This window comes from Streptomyces sp. NPDC048416 (assembly GCF_043200435.1).
Taxonomy (GTDB): domain Bacteria; phylum Actinomycetota; class Actinomycetes; order Streptomycetales; family Streptomycetaceae; genus Streptomyces.
The window spans coordinates 229,559-246,102 of record NZ_JBICXU010000001.1 but is presented as its reverse complement, the minus strand read 5'-3'; the positions used below and the strand labels follow the sequence as shown (position 1 = coordinate 246,102).

Below are 16,544 nucleotides of genomic sequence, written 5' to 3'. Positions count from 1 at the left end.
CCATCCACGCAATGACGGACACGGAGAAAGCCTCGCATGTCAGACAGCCGGCTCGCGGAAGCCGCCCATTCCTCCTTCGCGCGCCACGAGACGTTTGCGCCGCGGTTCGGGTGGCTCCATAAGGCATACATGCAGGTGAAGGAGCGCCCGGATACGTTCCTCTCGGACGACGCCCCGGTCCTCCTGGGAGTCGGTAAGAACATGGCCAACTCGATGCGCTATTGGTCGCGGGCCTTCAAGTTGACACGCGAGTTCTACGGCGACGATGGCAACTCCCGCGCGATGTTCTCGTATCCCACGTGGGAAGCTCGGTGGCTGCTCGACGAGGACGGGGCTGATCCGTATCTCGAGGAGCACGGCAGCCTATGGCTGCTGCACTGGTGGCTGTTGTGCTCGCGCCCGGGCGCTAAGAGTTGGGCGCCGTCTTGGTACGTCGCCTTCCAACTCGCTCCCTTCGCCCGCTTCACCGCGTCGGATCTCACCCAGTTGATCGTGCGGCACGTGAACCTGTCCTACGCCGAAGCGCCGGTTGGGGCATCCGTGGCGAAGGACGTCGACTGCATCACTAAAATGTATGTTCCTGCGAAGCGGGCTAAGGGCGGTGCGCCCGGCGCGTTCGAGGACCTGCTGGCGTGCCCGTTCCGCGAGTTGGGTCTGATGGAAGCAGTTGATCACCCAACATCAGGCCGCGCCGAGTGGGAATTCACGACGGGCTCACGTATCTCCCTTCCCGACCGGGTGGTGGCGTACGCCTGCCTGGATTACGCCGCCCGTGCTACCCGCGACGCCGGTTCGATTTCTCTGGCCCGGCTTGCCAACGAGCACGGAGCCCCTGGGCGGGCCTTCCGCGTACGTGAACCCGACATTGCCGCAGCCCTGGAGAGAGTCGCCGCCACCACCCCGGGGCTGCAGGTAGTCGAGGCTGTTGGTCAGCGCAGTCTGGCCTTCACCTCTGACCCCTTCGAGCTGGCCTGGGACGTCCTGGACGCTCAGTACGACAACGTCCGTAAGCGCCCAGGCTTCCCCACGCGGGAGGAATGGGCACGCGCCTACCCCAAACTCGCCGAAGCTGAGGCGCGCGAACTCAAGCTTCAGGACGCCGTCGAGCAGCAGCTCACTCTGACCGAGGAGACCCAGTGACCACCGAGACCCCCACGCGGCCCAGCGCCGCCCGCAAAGCCTCGGGTGGACCTCAGTTTCCTGCCGGCGTTGAGCTGATCGGCTCCCGCATGCGCTCCACCAATGTGGAGCGAGACGTGCTGGACGAACTGCATTCTCCCTACATCGGCGCGCGAGCCGTCGATGTATTCGATCGCTTGGCCAACGCTCTCAGCGACCTGCGCCGCCCCCGGTCGTGGTCGTTCACGGGTCCTTACGGCTCTGGGAAGTCCACGCTGGCCAACCTCATTGACGCGGTCCTCGGACACGATGACAATCGCCGCGGTGAGGCCGAGGCCGTGCTTGCAGAGGTCAGCCCCGGCCTGGCTCTGCGGCTTGCTGCCTCCCGTGACCAACTAGCGCCGACTGGCTTCCTGGGCGCGGTCGCGATGGCCCATCGCGAGCCCCTCGTCGCGACCCTGTCACGGGCCTTGCACACAGCGGCTCGGCGCCGCTGGCCGAACAGGATGCCCAAAGCGGTCTCGACCGCGCTGGCGCGGTGCGCTGACCCTTCCACTGCCGAGCCCGAGGACGTCGTTGCTGCCGTCACCGCGCTCTGCGCACAGCAGCCCCTGCTGCTGATCATCGATGAGTTCGGCAAGACTCTTGAACACCTTGCCGGGCACAGTGAGTTCCGCAGTGCCAAGGCAGATCTCTTCCTGCTGCAGGACCTTGCGGAGAAGAGTGCCGGCGAACGTGGCCTGCCGCTCTTCATGATGACGTTGCAGCACCTCTCATTTATGGACTACGCCGCTCAATCCAGCGAGCTGCAGACCCGGGAATGGGCGAAGATTCAGGGCCGTTTCGAAGACATCACCTTCGCGCCCCACCTGGGTGATGCGGTCCAGTTGATGCGCCGTCGGCTTGACCAGTCAGCCGTGACGGAGCCAGGCCGTAAGCTGATCCAGACCTATGCCGAGGCAGCCGCGAAGGCTTGGCTTAACCACGGTCTCAACGATGTCGTAGAGCTCAATGCACAGCATTTCGCGGACCTGTACCCCCTGCATCCGCTCACCGCGGTAGCGGCCCCATTCCTCGCGGCGCAGATCGGTCAGCATGACCGGAGCCTGTCCGGGTTCCTCAACAACGACGAGCCACATACGGTTCGCCGCTCGCTCGCATCCTTCTCGGCTGCCAAGCCCCGCCGAGCCACGACCATCCAACTCCCTCAGCTGTACGACTTCTTCCTCGACTCCGGCCGGACTTCGCTTCTCGCTTCGAGCAACGCCAGCCGCTGGATCGAGATTGAATCCCGGGTCACCGAGGCCAACGGCCTATCCGATGCGGAGCAGAACCTTCTGCGGACCATCGGCATGTTGAACCTCATCGACTCCGATGGCGCGCTGCGAGCGACCGCCGCCATGATCTACTTCGCGCTGCACGAACCAGCCGATGCCGCGGACCCCAAGGCTTTTGCCGCTCTGGAGGAGCAGCTCAACGGCCTGGTAGAGCGTGGCTTCCTGGTGCACCGCGTGTTCAACGGTGAGTACAGGGTGTGGCGCGGCAGCAATGTCGACATTGACACACGTCTCAAAGAGGCACTTGGCCACCTTGATGAGGCTGCCGTCCTCCAACGGCTCGGCGACTACCTCCCACTGGCTGTCGCGGCCGGTCGACACAGCCAGGTCACCGGCATGCTCCGCGCCCTGTTCGTGAAAATCACCGGTGCGCAGACGAAATCCGTAGAAGGTCCTGACGAGCTCAACGACCAGGCCGACGGCCTAGTCGTCTTCCACCTCGGCACCATTGAGGACCGGCCACTCGTCGATTCGGCGTTGCCCGTGGTCCTTGGCGTGACGGAGGAGCCGGACCTGGTCCTGCGAGCTGCTTTCCATCTCGTGGCGCTGGAGGAACTGCAGCGCGACAGGTCCCTGGACCCTGTGGCCCAGCGAGAGATCTCCGAACGTACATCGGCGGCCAAGCGAGAACTGCTTGAGTTGCTCAGCGCAGCGTTCTTCCCTCTCACCCAGAGGGCCACTTGGCGCCTATGGCGATCAGGTATCACGGCTGACGCCGGCGACGGCGAGGTAATCGAGAGCCGCAGCCTCAGTGGCCTCGCGTCCATCGCCTGCGACCGAGTCTTCCCCGCGACCCCGCATATCCGTAACGAGATGCTCGGCCGCCATGAGCTGACCAGCCAGGGTGCCAAATCTCGCCGCGAGCTGTTGACCGCCATGCTGACCAAGTCCGGCGAACGCCACCTCGGCATCGACAAGTATCCGGCTGAACGCGCCATGTACAGCGGCGCTCTGGAGTACATGGGATTGCACCGGGCAAACAGTGCCGAGGCGGACGACTCCGCGACGTCTCTGATGCCCTACGGCTTCTCACGGCCTGGCCCCTCGCACCCTCACGCGCTGGCCGTTTGGGATGCTCTGGAGACAGCACTCTCGAATGCCCACAAGCGCACTGGCCTCGACACGATCCACCGGGCCATCATGGTGCCGCCCTACGGCGTCAAGGCTGGCGTAGTGCCGCTTCTGGTAGTGACCGCGCTCATCCTACGCAGCCAAGATGTCGCCCTGTTCGAAGAAGGCTCATACCTGCCCCGCTTGACGACCGATGTGGTCGAGCGGATGGTCAAAGCCCCCGGGCGCTTCTCGGTGAAGGCAACGCCCCTCGGGGATGGCCTGCGACAGAGCGTCGTCCAGAAGCTCTCCCTGGCGCTCGACGTTGAGCCGCCCCGCTCGCAGACGCTGCGCAACCCGGCCCTCCTCGCCGTCACCCGGGCTCTGATCGAGCGGGTCATGGTGCTGACGCCCTATGCTCGCCGCACGCAGCGGATCAGCAAGGATGCCGTCGCCGTCCGTGCAGCACTCTCCACTGCCCAGGACCCTGACGAGCTGCTCTTCCATGCCCTCCCGCAGGCCCTTGGATTGGATCCGATCGGTCCCGAGGCCCGCAAGAGCACCAGCGGCAACAAGGGTTACGCTGAGCGACTCGCCGCTGCGGTCGAAGAGATTTCCGGTGCGGACCGGGCCCTGCGCGCCGAGGTCGTCGAAACCATCAGCCAGGAGTTCCGACTGCCCTCCTCGCTGCCGGAGCTGCGACGGGCTCTGTCTGCCCGCCTCCAGGGGTTCGCTGATGTTTCCCTCAGTCTGGAGCTGCGCGGATTCGTCGCCATAGCGCTGAACGAGGGTCTGTCGGATTCAGACTGGCTCGACCCGATGATCGTGCGGCTGTCTCATTCCGCCCTCGGAGACTGGACCGATAACGACGTCTCCCTGTTCGCCAGGCGCGTCAAGGAGATGGCCACCGCTCTCGACCGTGTCAGCCACCTGTATAAGAACGGCGGACCCTCCGGCCAGGCCGATGCGGAGCTTGAAGCCCGGTTGCTTACCTTGACGGACAAGGACGGCGCCGAGCAGCGAACGCTGATCTACCTGCCCGAGCAGTCCAGGCAGGAGGCGGAAAACCTGGCTGTCAGTGTCGTGGTGCAGGCTGAGAAGATGCTCGGCCCCGATGGCGCACGCATCCTGCTGGCTGCCCTTGCACAACGGGTGTCCGAGCCTGTTGCCGTTACTGCACCTGAGAGGACGGAGTGACCATGACCGACGCAACCACCCCAGCGAAGAAGGTTCGGCACGTCCTGGGCCTGTCCGGCGGGAAGGACTCCTCCGCGCTCGCCATCTACATGCGTGATCGCGTGCCGGAGATGGAGTACTTCTTCTGCGACACCGGCGCCGAGCTGCCGGAGACCTACGAATACCTCAACAAGCTCGAAGCTGCCGTCGGAAAGCCGATCACGCGGCTCAACACCGACCGGGACTTCGACCACTGGCTCGAGGTATATCAAGGCACGCTGCCGAGTCCTCAGATGCGCTGGTGCACTAAGAACCTGAAGATCAAGCCACTTGAGGAGTGGGTCGGTGACGATGAAGTCATCTCCTACGTGGCCATCCGGGCGGACGAAAACCGGCTCGGCTACGTAAGTACCAAGCCGAACATCACCGCGGTCTTCCCCTTCCGAGAGGATGGGATCGACCGCGAGGGCGTGGGTCGCATCCTTGACGAGGCCGGCACCGGCCTGCCGGGATACTACGAGTGGCGCACCCGCTCAGGCTGCTACTTCTGCTTCTTCCAGCGTAAGCACGAATGGGTCGGGCTCAAGGACCGTCACCCCGATCTCTTCGAGAAGGCCGTGGCCTACGAGGAGAAGGTCCGTCATCAGGACACCGCCATGCAGGGCCGTGACTACACCTGGTCCCAGGGGGAGTCCCTGCATCAGCTGATAGAGCGTCGGGAAGCCATTCAGGCCAAGCACGAGGCCAACCTTGAGCGCGCCGCCAAGCGGGTCAAGCCCAACAGGCCACTACTGGAGGTCCTTTCCGACGCGCTCGACGCTGACGACGACGAGGCCGGCTGCGCCGTCTGTCACCTCTGACAGACCTGTTCCTCGAATGGGGTCCGGTTGGTGACGAATCGTCACCAACCGGACCCCTTTTCGTCTCATAGTGCTCGTTGTCAGTGCTGCGTGTAAGGATGTGTGCGCTCATCACACATCGTCACCCACACGGAGCACACCAGGAATGGCGACACCAGACACAGTCGCGCGGGCGGTCATCCGTCATCGCCTGGACGCCAGCCCTGCCCTGGACATACAGCTCGGAATCACTCCGATGCTGGATGTGCCGGCGCATCGGCTCTTACAGGACGACCTGAAGCGCCACGCCTCCCCGTGGGAGACACTCACCGCGGTTGAGAGCATCGCCAGTTCGATTCCTGACGAGCCGGGCCTCTACATGTTTGTCTGGCGACCGGCGATCAAGCTCGTCATGGCAGACCGGTCCGAGGGCAGCTTCCACCAGGTGCTCTACATCGGACACGCTGGCGGCGCCGGCGAGTTGGGTAACACCCTGAGGAACAGATTCAAAGACTACAAGAAGCACTTGCGGGGCAATCCGGAGGATCTCTGGATCAGGGAGCCGCCGACTACCCGTGAAGGCAGGCTGACCCACTACCTGGCCCTGCACCCCCTCGAATTCTGGTTCGCCACCGTAGACGATCGATCGATGATCAAAAACCTCGAAGATCGCCTGATTCACTTGTATAACCCACCAATCAACATCCAAGGCGGGCCGAAACTGCGCGGTCGGCTCAGCAGCACCCCCAAGCCGGCACTCCGCTCCTAGCTGCTACCCGCTCCCTGACATCGAGGTACCTCATGCCGTCCAAGACGTTCGTTCCCGCCTTCGAAGCCAAGGTGGGCAACTGGACTTACTACTCCTGCCTGATGAGCTACGCCCAAGTGGCTCGCGAGATCAACTTCGCGCACGAGCTCGGGGGGAACCGCGACCTTGGCACCATGATTCAGCGTGGCGTCGGCGCCCGCACGGAGAAGATCACCGACTACCTGCTCACCAACGAGAACCGCTTCCTCGGGGCGATCATCATCGCAGTGTGGGGAGGAGACCCTAACTACCTCTCGGTGGAGATGGATTCGGAAAATCAGGCTGTCCTCCAGGGACTCGACCGGAACTTCGGCGTCCTCACCTTCGACGGCACCCAGCAATTCTTCGCCCTCGACGGACAGCACCGTCTCAAGGCCATCAAGGACGCGATCAAGCAGAACCCCGACCTGGGCAGCGAGGACATCAACGTCATCGTCGTGCCCCACTTCGACACCCCGGACGGACGGCGTCGAACCCGTCGGCTTTTCACCAACATCAACCGGAACGCGAAGAGCACGAACCCTCAGGAAAACATCGCCCTCGACGAGGACGACAGTTTCGCCATCCTCACTCGTCGCCTCCTTGACGATCACCCGTTCCTGAGCCGCGACAAGGCCGTCCTCGTCTTCAGCAAGGTTGGCCAGGACGGTGAACTAGTCCTGGCACAGCGCTCCATTACCGCAACCAGCCCCGCATGGAGCACCATCGGTGTGCTGTACGACATCACTAAGGAGATCGGCTTCGACCTTCCTTGCGCCAGCGAACAGTCGACGCAACGAGTCACGGATGAGCTCCTCGACCAGAGCTTCGAGGCCCTCTCTGCCCGCATCCTGGAGCTTCTCGATGCGTGTGGTGATCTGCGACAGCGATACCTCGCTTCCGTCTCACCCAAGGACCTCCGGGCCCCGAAGGGGCGAGACGGTGCCGGACACCCGTTCATGCGACCTGCTATCCAGGTTCAGGTGGCGCGGGTCGTGCGACACATCCTCGAGCAGGGATCCTTGACGTGGCCCGAGGTCATGAAGCGCCTGGCGGCGCTCGACTGGAAGATGACCTCAGCACCGTTCTCCTCCATGTGGATTGAGACGCCCGAGGGCACAAAGGCGAAGGGGAAGATGGCCAGTGGCAACGCGCAGCTTCTTTACGACCTCCTTCTCGTGCACCTCGCCCCGCGCTCCAAGGCCCAGATCGGCAGGGCGTTGCGCGCATATGCCGACGTGATGAAGAGCAAGTACCCGGTGCCGGCCGAGGAGCTGTTCGAGCTGCTTCCGGTCGATGCTGACTGAACACAATCCGCAGCATCTGGCCCGTCAATCTTTGCAGCGTGCGTGCGTCGGCCGTGCAAACCGGCGCACGCTACCTCGTATCCAAAATGACCTATCTCAGCAGGTCAGCGCGATAAGCCGGTAGAGCGGGTCTGGCCTGGCTACGTCCTGGTCTGGCAACGAGGACAGGTCCCTGCACAGGTCGGCGATCTGTGCAGGGCTAGCTTCCCTGGACCAGGGAACGCGGCCCGCAATGATCTGCTCACACCACTGGCGTGGGGTGCGACCTTGGCCGATCCCGGTGAACAGCGTGTCGCCGACCATGCTCAGCCCGAGGCTGGCTCCAAGCGCAACCACGCGCTCGAAATGGTCAGTTGCGCGTGTGGTGTGCTGACGCCTCATGGGAGCTGTCATCGCGGCGACATCACTCGCAGCGTGGAAGGCTCCTTCTTCTTTATCCACGGTGGTGACGAGGACGCCTCCGGCCCGCAGGACGCGGGCGCCCTCTGCGAACACTGGTGCCGCACCATCGAGGAGGTGAAGCAACCAGATGAACAACACAGCGTCCACGTTGCCAGACTTGATCGGTAGGCGCGTCGCATCACCGCGTACTACACGGTGGGGCAGTCGGCCCGAGGCCAGCGCAAGCATGCCTTGTGAGCGGTCAACTCCAAGGATCGTTCGCCCGGGGCGACTCAGTCGTCTCGTCACGATTCCCGTACCGCACGCGACATCTACCAGGGCGCATGTCTCTGCTGGCAGCAGTTGCTCAACGGCCTCAGCCGTGGCAGCGGCCCGTGCTTCTCCGCCTCGGGAGGCGTCGTAGCCGCCAGCTTCGCCGTCGTAGTCGATCACGGCCACACCCTACTGATCGCCCACACCTTGCCGTGGTCGCAGACGACCGTCTCCGGAACGATCACCAGGCTCGCTGCCGCATGCTTCAGCCGTTCGTCCAAGGCCAACAGCCGCCGGTGCGGCCACACTGACCGGGACATGCTCAGCGACTGTGGCCAGCCCGGACGCGTCATCTCCGGTGTGAGGCTGCGGGCCACCAGCGCGCGGAGGCATCGGCTGCCCTCATCGTCGGCCGCAGCACCGCCGCAGGGATCGACCTGGATGCGATATCGACCAGCGCGGTCAGCTCGACCATCTCCGCGATGCCGTCGTCGAGGCGCACCAGGACGTCCAGCGGACTTGAGTCGATTTGGGCACCTTGGCTCGTTCGGGTTCGGCCAGCGAGTGCAGCCGAGGATCGAACTCCGGTCGCGGCACAGCCCCTTGGGGAGCATCCTGCGGCAGACCGTGCAGCACCTCCAGGAGTGGCTCTCCCACCCACGGGCCTGGTCAGCGGCCAGCTTGGGGAACTCTGTGATCCGGGCAGTCGGCGGAACCCGCCGCCCATCATCCTTGATCCGGCACCCCCGCGGGACAGGCGCACGGCCGTGCGTGGGCCCAGCAACTCGACCGCCGTCCCCTCGGCGGACAGTTCCTGGCGCCACAACAGGTGGAATAACACGGGCAGCGTCGCGAGTCGGTCACCCGCCCCATCAGCCCCCAAAAAACAGCGGTCCGGGTCGTGCGAAGACCTCCATCAGTCGGCCAGCGACATGGCGCTGTCAGCAGCGGGGGCGCCCGTAGCGCGACAGCCCCCGCACGTTCGCCAGCAGCACCGCCTCCGCCCCCCCCAACTCGAAACCCCACCCGGCCTCGGGACAGGCCCTGCGTGTCACGCCGAACGCTGCGGCATCGCGCGCGCGATCCAATCATGCATGCCGGCGCTCTCGCGTCCCGTCATGCCAATGCAGCCAGAACAGATGGGAGGCGGCCCCGCCACAGCGGGATCGAAGTCCATGAGCACGAGACGGTCCAGCTCCAGGCACGACTCAAAACCGACGTGCTGCCCGGTCGTCGCCGCCCAGTACCAGCCGGGGAAATAACGCCCGCCCGGCGGCCACCGAAAAGGCCGTACCGGACGAGCGTCCTCGAACCTGACCGACACAGGCCAACAGCGGACGCCGTCGACGCTCGCGCCTGCCCTCCACGCACGACACCTCGACGTACGGCATGGGCCCGTACGCCCCAGCCGGCACGGCCATCCAACACTCCCAGCTCGCTCACCCTCACGAGTAGATTCACTCTCAAAGAGGCCAAAACGACTGGATTCACTGTCAAAAGACTTGATTGGATGACAAAGCGACTGACTTTGTCAAAGGACGCAGATCGCCCACGGCAGACAAGGAAAGGTCCCAAAAGACTGGAACCTCCGCCGGGGGCATGTCAACGTACAACGTCTTGGAAAACACCAGGTCAGGGAAGGGATGTGGGCTCCTGGCAGGCGGCGGCGCGCCACGCTACGGCAGCCCGCAACCCGTGCCACTCGGTCTCGCGACTGAATACCGACTTCACGGAGGTTCACCTGTCGAACGCTGCTGTTATCCGATCTGCCCGCTTCACGGCCCCCGCCCTCCTGGCGCTCGGCGCCATGAACGCGTGGGCGGCCCAACAGACTGAGGACTACGGATCACTGTCCACGGCGCTGTGTCTGTGCGTCTGTGCTGCCGGCCTGTTTGGCGAGGATCTGCTGCAACGTGGGTACCGGCGTGAGCGAGCGGTCCTCGCCCACGTCGCGGGACGCCCCGGAGCGCTGACTCGCCATGTGGCCCGAGCCGTCGGAGCCCCCGAGCGTGTCGTCGCCCGAAACCTCGACCGCCTCACCGACGAAGGGCTGTTGGTGCTCGTCACTGACGGCGCGACTCCTGCGCTGCGGTCCTACCGACTGGCGTCGTGACTGACGCCGGAGCAGAGGGTAAGGGACACCCCCTCGTGGCGCAGGGAGATACATAGCAGACGATCCCCGGTTAGCAAAACCGGGGACCCTGCGGACCATTGATCTCGTTCGCACTCGGCTGCGCTTGGCGGTGGAGCCGTGTCGGATGCAGTTGACCGTGCCGTGAACAGGAAAGGAGACAATGCGCGGCTCGCGGTGACTGCTGCCCTGAAACGCAGCGCCTGTTCGCCAAAGACAGCGATGCCTCTCCGACTCGGTGAGGAACCCGGCGTTGTTGATTCCACTCTGCTGCTCTGCCGCTCTGCGCGCTTCTTCGCAAGGACCCCGCTTCATGTACCGATCCGCGATACCCCCTGCCCTTTTTCGCCTCGATGTGTCAGGCCGATCCGTCGGTGACACCAGCCGCGCCAGCGGGGTGGCGTCGTGGCAGTAGCAGCGCGTCCCGGTACGAAGCTGACCGTCGATGACGTGTGCGACGAGCTGAGGATCGCTCGATCCACCTTCTACGACTGGCGGCAGAAGGGGCGAGGGCCACGGTGCATCCGACTTCCCAACGGAAGCCTCCGGATACGGCGTAGTGATCTCGAAAATTGGCTTAGTGATTGTGAGGACGCATCTTGATCGACGGCACGTTTGACGTACGGATCTACAGCATCGAGCGCCGGACGCGGGCGAACGGATACACCTACAAGGTGGTCTGGAAGGTTGGGGTGAAGAAACACAGTAAGACCTACCCGACCAAGGCACTCGCGGATGCCCAGCGCTCTGATCTGTTGACCGCAGTCAAGCGTGGTGAGCCCTTCAGTACCGAGACCGGCCTGCCGATCTCGTACTCCAGCAAGGCTGCGGATACCAACTGGTACGACTTTGCAGTCGAGTTCGTTGACAAGACGTGGCCGCACGTCTCCGCCAACCAGAGGAAGAACGTGGCCAAGGCCATGACCTCCGTCACCATCGCCTTGCTGCGGACACCTCCGAAGCAGTTCGACTCGGTCAAGGTGCGGACCGCTTTGCGCGAGTGGGCCTTCAACTACAAACGTCGGACCAACCCCGAAGAGCCGATACCCGACGAGGTTCGCCTCATCCTCGACTGGATTCAGCGCAACACGCTGTCGATGGCAGCGTGGGAGCAGTCGGACCGAGTCGACACCGTCGTCTCCGCTCTCGGAACGCTGCTGGACGGCACTGCCGCGGCGGCCAGCTCCGTGTCCCGCAACCGGCGGATCATGAACCTGGCCATGGAGTACGCCGTCCGCCACGGCATCCTCCGCCAGAATCCGCTGCCAAAGGGCAAGGGCAGTGGAGGGGGTGCCCCCAAGGTCGCCCAGGCCATCGACAAGCGTTCCCTGCTGAACCCGGAGCAGGTCACCGAGCTCCTCGACTGGATCGGCGAGCGGCCCCTGCGACGTGGGCCCCTCTATCGGGCCTTCTTCGCGACCCTCTGCTACGCCGGCCTCCGCCCGGAGGAAGCCGTCGCGCTTCATGTGAGCGACGCCACACTGCCCGAAGGGGGTTGGGGCGAATTCATCGTCCACAGCGCCCGGCCAGAGGTCGGCAGCTACTGGACCGACAGCGGAGAAACCCACGATGACCGTGACCTGAAGGGGCGAGCGGAGGGCGACACCCGGACTGTGCCCATCCACCCCGACCTCGTCGCCTTCCTCCGCGAGGTCATCGTCCGATACAGGCTCAAGCCCACCGATCTCCTCTTCCCAGGAGAGTTCGGCGGCCGGCTGTCTGGCTCGGTGTTCCGACGGGTCTGGGACAAGGCCCGAGAGGAGGTGCTTCAGCCTCACGAGTACGAGTCGCCCGCGGGCAAGCGCGTGTACGACTGCCGCCACACCTGCCTCACGGCATGGCTCAACCAGGGCATACCCCCGGCCCAGGTCGCTGAATGGGCCGGGAACAGCGTGCCTGTGCTCCTGGCCATCTATGCGCGCTGCATCGTCGGTCAGCGGGACAACTACCTGAAGCAGATCTACGACGTCAGGTATGTGCGCAAGACCGACTAGGGCGGATGCGAGAGGGGCGGTGCGGGACCCGTTGAACGGGGCACACACCGCCCTTCGGCGTTTCTCGGCGGAGGCTTTCAGGCGTATCTGTGCGGTAGAGACTGGGGGACGCATGGGGGACAGACACCCGTAGAGACCCAGTTTCGGCCGGTGATAGCCGGACTCCCACGCCTTTCGGCGAGCTGGCGTACGCTGGAGATATGCGGAGTTCAGACAGCGTCTGACCAGGCAAAACACGGGCCATCTGGCGTGATGCCAGTGGCGCCCCCGGCAGGACTCGAACCTGCGGCCAAGCGCTTAGAAGGCGCCTGCTCTATCCACTGAGCTACGGGGGCCGGAATGGGGCCTCGGTGGCCTGGAGCCCCCGGCGGGCAGGGGTCCGGGTCCCGGACGGGTCCCGGGCCGGTGACCTTGCCGGGGACAAGGATAGGGCTCCTGTCACCTCGTCCCGGTTGCTTCACCTGCGTGGCACGATGTGGAGGTTCGGTGAAGCGAACCGATAATCGCAGGCAGGTGCGAATCATGCAGCGCTTTTGACGCTCGCGGCGCAGGGTGTTGTGCACTCGTTATGCCTGCGCCCCACTCGTCCTGTGTGTCCCATCTGTCCGTTCGGCGGGTCTTGGTGGCGTACGGACGCGCGCGGAAAGTAGCCATACGCTTCAAAAAGCCGCCAAAATTGGGCATTCTTCGCATGTGGTGACCTTGGACGTACGGCCTCAGCTCATCGACGCACTCTCCGCCCTGCGCGACAGTGTCGCCGCCGTGCGCCTCCCGCTGCCCCTGCCGGGTGCCCCGCGCGCCCGGCAGACGCGCAGCGAGCTGCTCGCACAGCTCGACGACTATCTGCTGCCGAGGCTACGAGATCCCGAAGCCCCCCTGCTCGCCGTCATCGGCGGGTCGACCGGCGCCGGCAAGTCGACGCTCGTCAACTCCCTTGTGGGGCGCCGCGTCAGCGAGGCGGGGGTGCTGCGGCCCACCACGCGTACGCCCGTACTCGTCTGCCATCCCGACGACAGGGAGTGGTTCGCCGGGGTGCGGGTGCTGCCCGGCCTCACCCGCGTCTGGCTGCCGCAGCAGCACGAGGACTCCGGGAACGGCGGCCTGCCCGGCGGGGACGACGACGGATCCGTACGCGTCGAAACCGCCGACACCCTGCCGCGCGGACTCGCGCTGCTCGACGCGCCCGACATCGACTCACTCGTCGTCAGCAACCGCATCCTGGCCGCCGAACTCATCTGCGCCGCCGATGTCTGGGTCATGGTCACCACCGCATCGCGGTACGCCGACGCGGTGCCCTGGCACCTGCTGCGTACCGCGAAGGAGTACGACGCCACGCTCGTCACCGTGCTCGACCGGGTGCCGCACCAGGTGCTCGGCGAAGTGTCGCGGCAGTACGGGGCGTTGCTCACCCGGGCCGGGCTCGGGGATGTGCCGCGGTTCACCGTGCCCGAACTGCCCGAGTCCGCGGGCGCCTCGCACGGGCTGCTGCCCTCCACCGCCGTGGCCGCCCTGCGCACCTGGCTCACCCACCGCAGCCAGGACCCGGCCGCCCGTCAGCAGGCTGTCGCCCGTACCGCGTCCGGCGCCATCGAATCCCTCAACGCCCGCATGCCGGAGCTCGCTTCGGCCGTCGCCGCGCAGTACGCCGCCGCCGTACGCCTCACCGGCGCGGTCGAGGACGCGTACGCCAAGGAGGGCGCCCGGGTGCGGCGACGGTTGCAGGCCGGCGAGGTGCTGGCCGGGGACGCGCTCACCCGCTGGCGCGCCCACCCGGGCGGCGCCTCGTCCGCGGAGCTGCTTGACGCGCTCGTGGACAGCCTCGCCGAGCTCCTGCGCTGTGCGGCGGCCGCCGCCGACGAGCGCGTCAGGGACGCGTGGGCGCGCGAGCCGGCCGCGGGACGGTTCGCCGACGCGGTACGCGACCAGGACCCGGAGGACCGGATCGGGCTCGCGGTGCGGCGCTGGCGCCGGGTGCTCGAAGAGCTGGCCGAGGACGAAGTACGGGAAATGGAACGCTCGCTGGCGCCCGACCCCGAGACCGTGGCCGCGCTGCTCGCCGCCGCGCTGCTCGGCGGCCGTCGGGCCCGCAGGGCCGGGGAGCGGCTGGCCGAACGGATCGGCGCCCACGGCGCACTGCGGCTGCGCGACAAGGGCGGCGAACTCGTCGCCACCTACATCGACCAGGTGCTCGGCGCCGAGCGCGACCGGCGGCTCGCGCCACTGGACGCGCTGGACGTGACGCCCGAGCCGCAGGCCGGTCTCATCGCCGCGCTGTCCGTGGTGCAGAAGGAGAGGAAAGCGGCATGACGCAGGAGGTCGAGGACTGCTGGGCCGACGGGCTGATCGCGCGGCGCGCCGCCGAGCCCGGCGAGATGTCACCGCCCGTGAAGGAAGGGCAGGAGCCGCAGGACGCCCCGTACGAGCCGATCGGCGGGCCCTACGTCGGGGCGGTGCGCGGGCGCCTCGACGCGCTGCGCGAACTGGTCGGACTCTCCCGCGCCCGGCTCGACGCGCAGGCGCTCGCCGAGGCGGGGCGGGTGCTCGACGAGGCGTCCGCACGCCAGCGGCTGTCCTCGCGGCACACCGTCGTCGCCGTCGCGGGCGCCACCGGAAGCGGAAAGTCCACGCTCTTCAACGCCCTTGCCGGGAGCCAGATCTCGGACACCGGGCTGCGCAGGCCGACCACCGGGGCGCCCATCGCGTGCAGCTGGACCGACGGCGCCGCCGGCCTCCTCGACCGGCTCGGCATCCCGGGACGCCTGCGCCGGCGCCCCCTGGACAGCGCGGGCGGCGACCTGGAGGGCCTGGTCCTGGTCGACCTGCCCGATGTGGACTCGGCGGTCGTCTCGCACCGGCACGCCGCGGACCGGGTGCTTGCCCTGGTCGACGCGGTCGTGTGGGTCGTGGACCCCGAGAAGTACGCCGACGCCGTCCTTCACGAACGCTATCTGCGCCCCCTGGCCGGCCACGCGGAGGTCAGCTTCATCGTCCTCAACCAGGTGGACCGGCTCCCCGGGGACGCCGCCGACCAGGTGCTCGACGATCTGCGCCGGCTGCTCGACGAGGACGGCATGGCGCTCGGCGAACACGGCGAGCCCGGTGCCTGCGTACTCGCGCTGTCCGCGCTGACCGGCCAGGGCCTTGGCGAACTGCGCGAACAGCTCGGCCGGTTCGTCCAGGAGCGCGGCGCCGCGGCCCGCAGGCTGGCCGCCGACGTGGACGCGGCCGCCGCCGAGCTGCGCCCGCTGTACGTCGCGGATGGCCGGCCCGGGCTCGGCGAACGGGCCCGCGAGGAGTTCGCTGACCGCCTGGCCGCGGCCGTCGGGGCCACCGCGGCAGGCGAGGCCGCCGAACGTGAATGGCGGCGCAACGCCCAGCGGGCGTGCGGCACTCCCTGGTTGCGGCTGTGGCGCTGGTACGACCGGATCCGTGTCCCGGCTCTGCAACGGCCGCGCTCCGATGCCCGTATCGAGGAGCAGGTCACCGCACGCCAACGGGTCGAGCAGGCGGTCCGTACGGTCGCCGACCACGCCACCGCGGGGCTTCCCGCGCCCTGGGCGGCGGCGGTGCGCGAGGCGGCGGTACGGGGCGCCGATGGGCTTCCCGAGGCGCTGGACGAACTCGCGGCGCGCGAGGAGCTGGAGCGCGGCGCCTCGCCCCGGCCCCGCTGGTGGCCGGCCGCCGTGCTGGCCCAGATGGCCATGACGGCCATTCAGGTCGTGGGCGGGCTCTGGCTGCTGGGGCAGATCGTCGGCGTCCTCCAGCCGGGCCTCGTGGTGCCCGCGCTCGTGATGCTGGGCGGTGTCGTGGGCGGGCCGCTGGTGGAGTGGGCGTGCGCGGTGGCGGCGCGCGGCCCGGGGCGGCGCTACGGGCAGGAGGCCGAACGCAGACTCCGGGAGGCGGCGGCGGCCTGCGGCCGGGCCAAGGTCCTTGACCCGCTGGCGGCCGAACTGCTGCGGTACCGCGAGGTGCGCGAGCAGTACGCGGCGGTGGTGGGGGCGGGGGCCGGGGGAGTGGGCTGAGCCGGAGTCCACGGGGTCCGCGGGGGCCGGGTGAGCGGGTTGTCCACAATGGGCCGGCTGTCCACAGGCCCGTGCACGAGCTCCCCGTCCGGTCCAGCATGGAGATCGACAGCGCAAGGGTTCGATCG

The 16,544-nt window shown here is 66.8% G+C and carries 12 protein-coding genes and 1 tRNA gene; 10 read left to right on the top strand and 3 right to left on the bottom strand.

What is annotated here, in order from left to right:
* The first annotated feature begins 36 nt into the window (after window positions 1-36).
* The 5 genes from ACGFW5_RS01030 (at window position 37) to ACGFW5_RS01010 (ending at window position 7,615) form a co-directional block, all read left to right on the top strand.
* Complete coding sequence (locus ACGFW5_RS01030; RefSeq protein WP_393832018.1) at window positions 37-1,140, top strand: DUF4007 family protein; 1,104 nt, start codon at window positions 37-39, stop codon at window positions 1,138-1,140.
* On the top strand, window positions 1,137-4,703 hold the full coding sequence (locus ACGFW5_RS01025; protein WP_393832017.1) for an ATP-binding protein: 3,567 nt from the start codon (window positions 1,137-1,139) through the stop codon (window positions 4,701-4,703). The genes ACGFW5_RS01030 and ACGFW5_RS01025 overlap by 4 nt, the downstream gene beginning before the upstream one ends.
* A 2-nt stretch (window positions 4,704-4,705) precedes the next feature.
* On the top strand, window positions 4,706-5,542 hold the full coding sequence (locus ACGFW5_RS01020; RefSeq protein WP_393832016.1) for a phosphoadenosine phosphosulfate reductase family protein: 837 nt from the start codon (window positions 4,706-4,708) through the stop codon (window positions 5,540-5,542).
* 145 nt (window positions 5,543-5,687) lie between these two features.
* A complete protein-coding gene (locus tag ACGFW5_RS01015; RefSeq protein ID WP_393832015.1) occupies window positions 5,688-6,290 on the top strand; it encodes a hypothetical protein in 603 nt (200 codons plus the stop codon).
* A gap of 32 nt (window positions 6,291-6,322) precedes the next feature.
* Entirely contained in the window at window positions 6,323-7,615 is a 1,293-nt protein-coding gene (locus ACGFW5_RS01010) for a DNA sulfur modification protein DndB (protein ID WP_393832014.1), read from the top strand.
* 96 nt (window positions 7,616-7,711) lie between these two features.
* On the opposite strand, the gene ACGFW5_RS01005 is transcribed toward ACGFW5_RS01010, so the two are convergent.
* Window positions 7,712-8,449 carry a class I SAM-dependent methyltransferase gene (locus ACGFW5_RS01005; RefSeq protein WP_393832013.1) on the bottom strand — a complete coding sequence of 246 codons (738 nt, stop codon included), beginning with the start codon at window positions 8,447-8,449 and terminating at the stop codon, window positions 7,712-7,714.
* Window positions 8,446-8,589: a hypothetical protein gene (locus tag ACGFW5_RS01000; RefSeq protein WP_393832012.1), complete on the bottom strand. Its 144-nt coding sequence runs from the start codon at window positions 8,587-8,589 to the stop codon at window positions 8,446-8,448. The genes ACGFW5_RS01005 and ACGFW5_RS01000 overlap by 4 nt, the downstream gene beginning before the upstream one ends.
* A 1,325-nt stretch (window positions 8,590-9,914) precedes the next feature.
* Between ACGFW5_RS01000 and ACGFW5_RS00995 the strand changes: the two genes are divergently transcribed.
* The 3 genes from ACGFW5_RS00995 (at window position 9,915) to ACGFW5_RS00985 (ending at window position 12,394) form a co-directional block, all read left to right on the top strand.
* On the top strand, window positions 9,915-10,382 hold the full coding sequence (locus ACGFW5_RS00995; RefSeq protein ID WP_393832011.1) for a MarR family transcriptional regulator: 468 nt from the start codon (window positions 9,915-9,917) through the stop codon (window positions 10,380-10,382).
* Window positions 10,383-10,805: 423 nt separating this feature from the next.
* The gene (locus ACGFW5_RS00990) at window positions 10,806-11,003 is read left to right on the top strand and encodes a helix-turn-helix domain-containing protein (protein WP_359831187.1); all 198 of its coding nucleotides are present in this window, start codon (window positions 10,806-10,808) and stop codon (window positions 11,001-11,003) included.
* Entirely contained in the window at window positions 11,000-12,394 is a 1,395-nt protein-coding gene (locus ACGFW5_RS00985; RefSeq protein WP_393832010.1) for a tyrosine-type recombinase/integrase, read from the top strand. Before ACGFW5_RS00990 ends, ACGFW5_RS00985 begins: the two co-directional genes overlap by 4 nt.
* Window positions 12,395-12,653: 259 nt before the next feature.
* On the opposite strand, the gene ACGFW5_RS00980 is transcribed toward ACGFW5_RS00985, so the two are convergent.
* Window positions 12,654-12,729 (bottom strand) — tRNA-Arg (locus ACGFW5_RS00980).
* 367 nt (window positions 12,730-13,096) lie between these two features.
* Between ACGFW5_RS00980 and ACGFW5_RS00975 the strand changes: the two genes are divergently transcribed.
* Both ACGFW5_RS00975 and ACGFW5_RS00970 read left to right on the top strand, forming a co-directional pair.
* A complete protein-coding gene (locus ACGFW5_RS00975; RefSeq protein WP_393832341.1) occupies window positions 13,097-14,701 on the top strand; it encodes a dynamin family protein in 1,605 nt (534 codons plus the stop codon).
* The gene (locus ACGFW5_RS00970) at window positions 14,698-16,416 is read left to right on the top strand and encodes a GTPase (RefSeq protein ID WP_393832009.1); all 1,719 of its coding nucleotides are present in this window, start codon (window positions 14,698-14,700) and stop codon (window positions 16,414-16,416) included. Before ACGFW5_RS00975 ends, ACGFW5_RS00970 begins: the two co-directional genes overlap by 4 nt.
* Window positions 16,417-16,544: the final 128 nt, after the last annotated feature.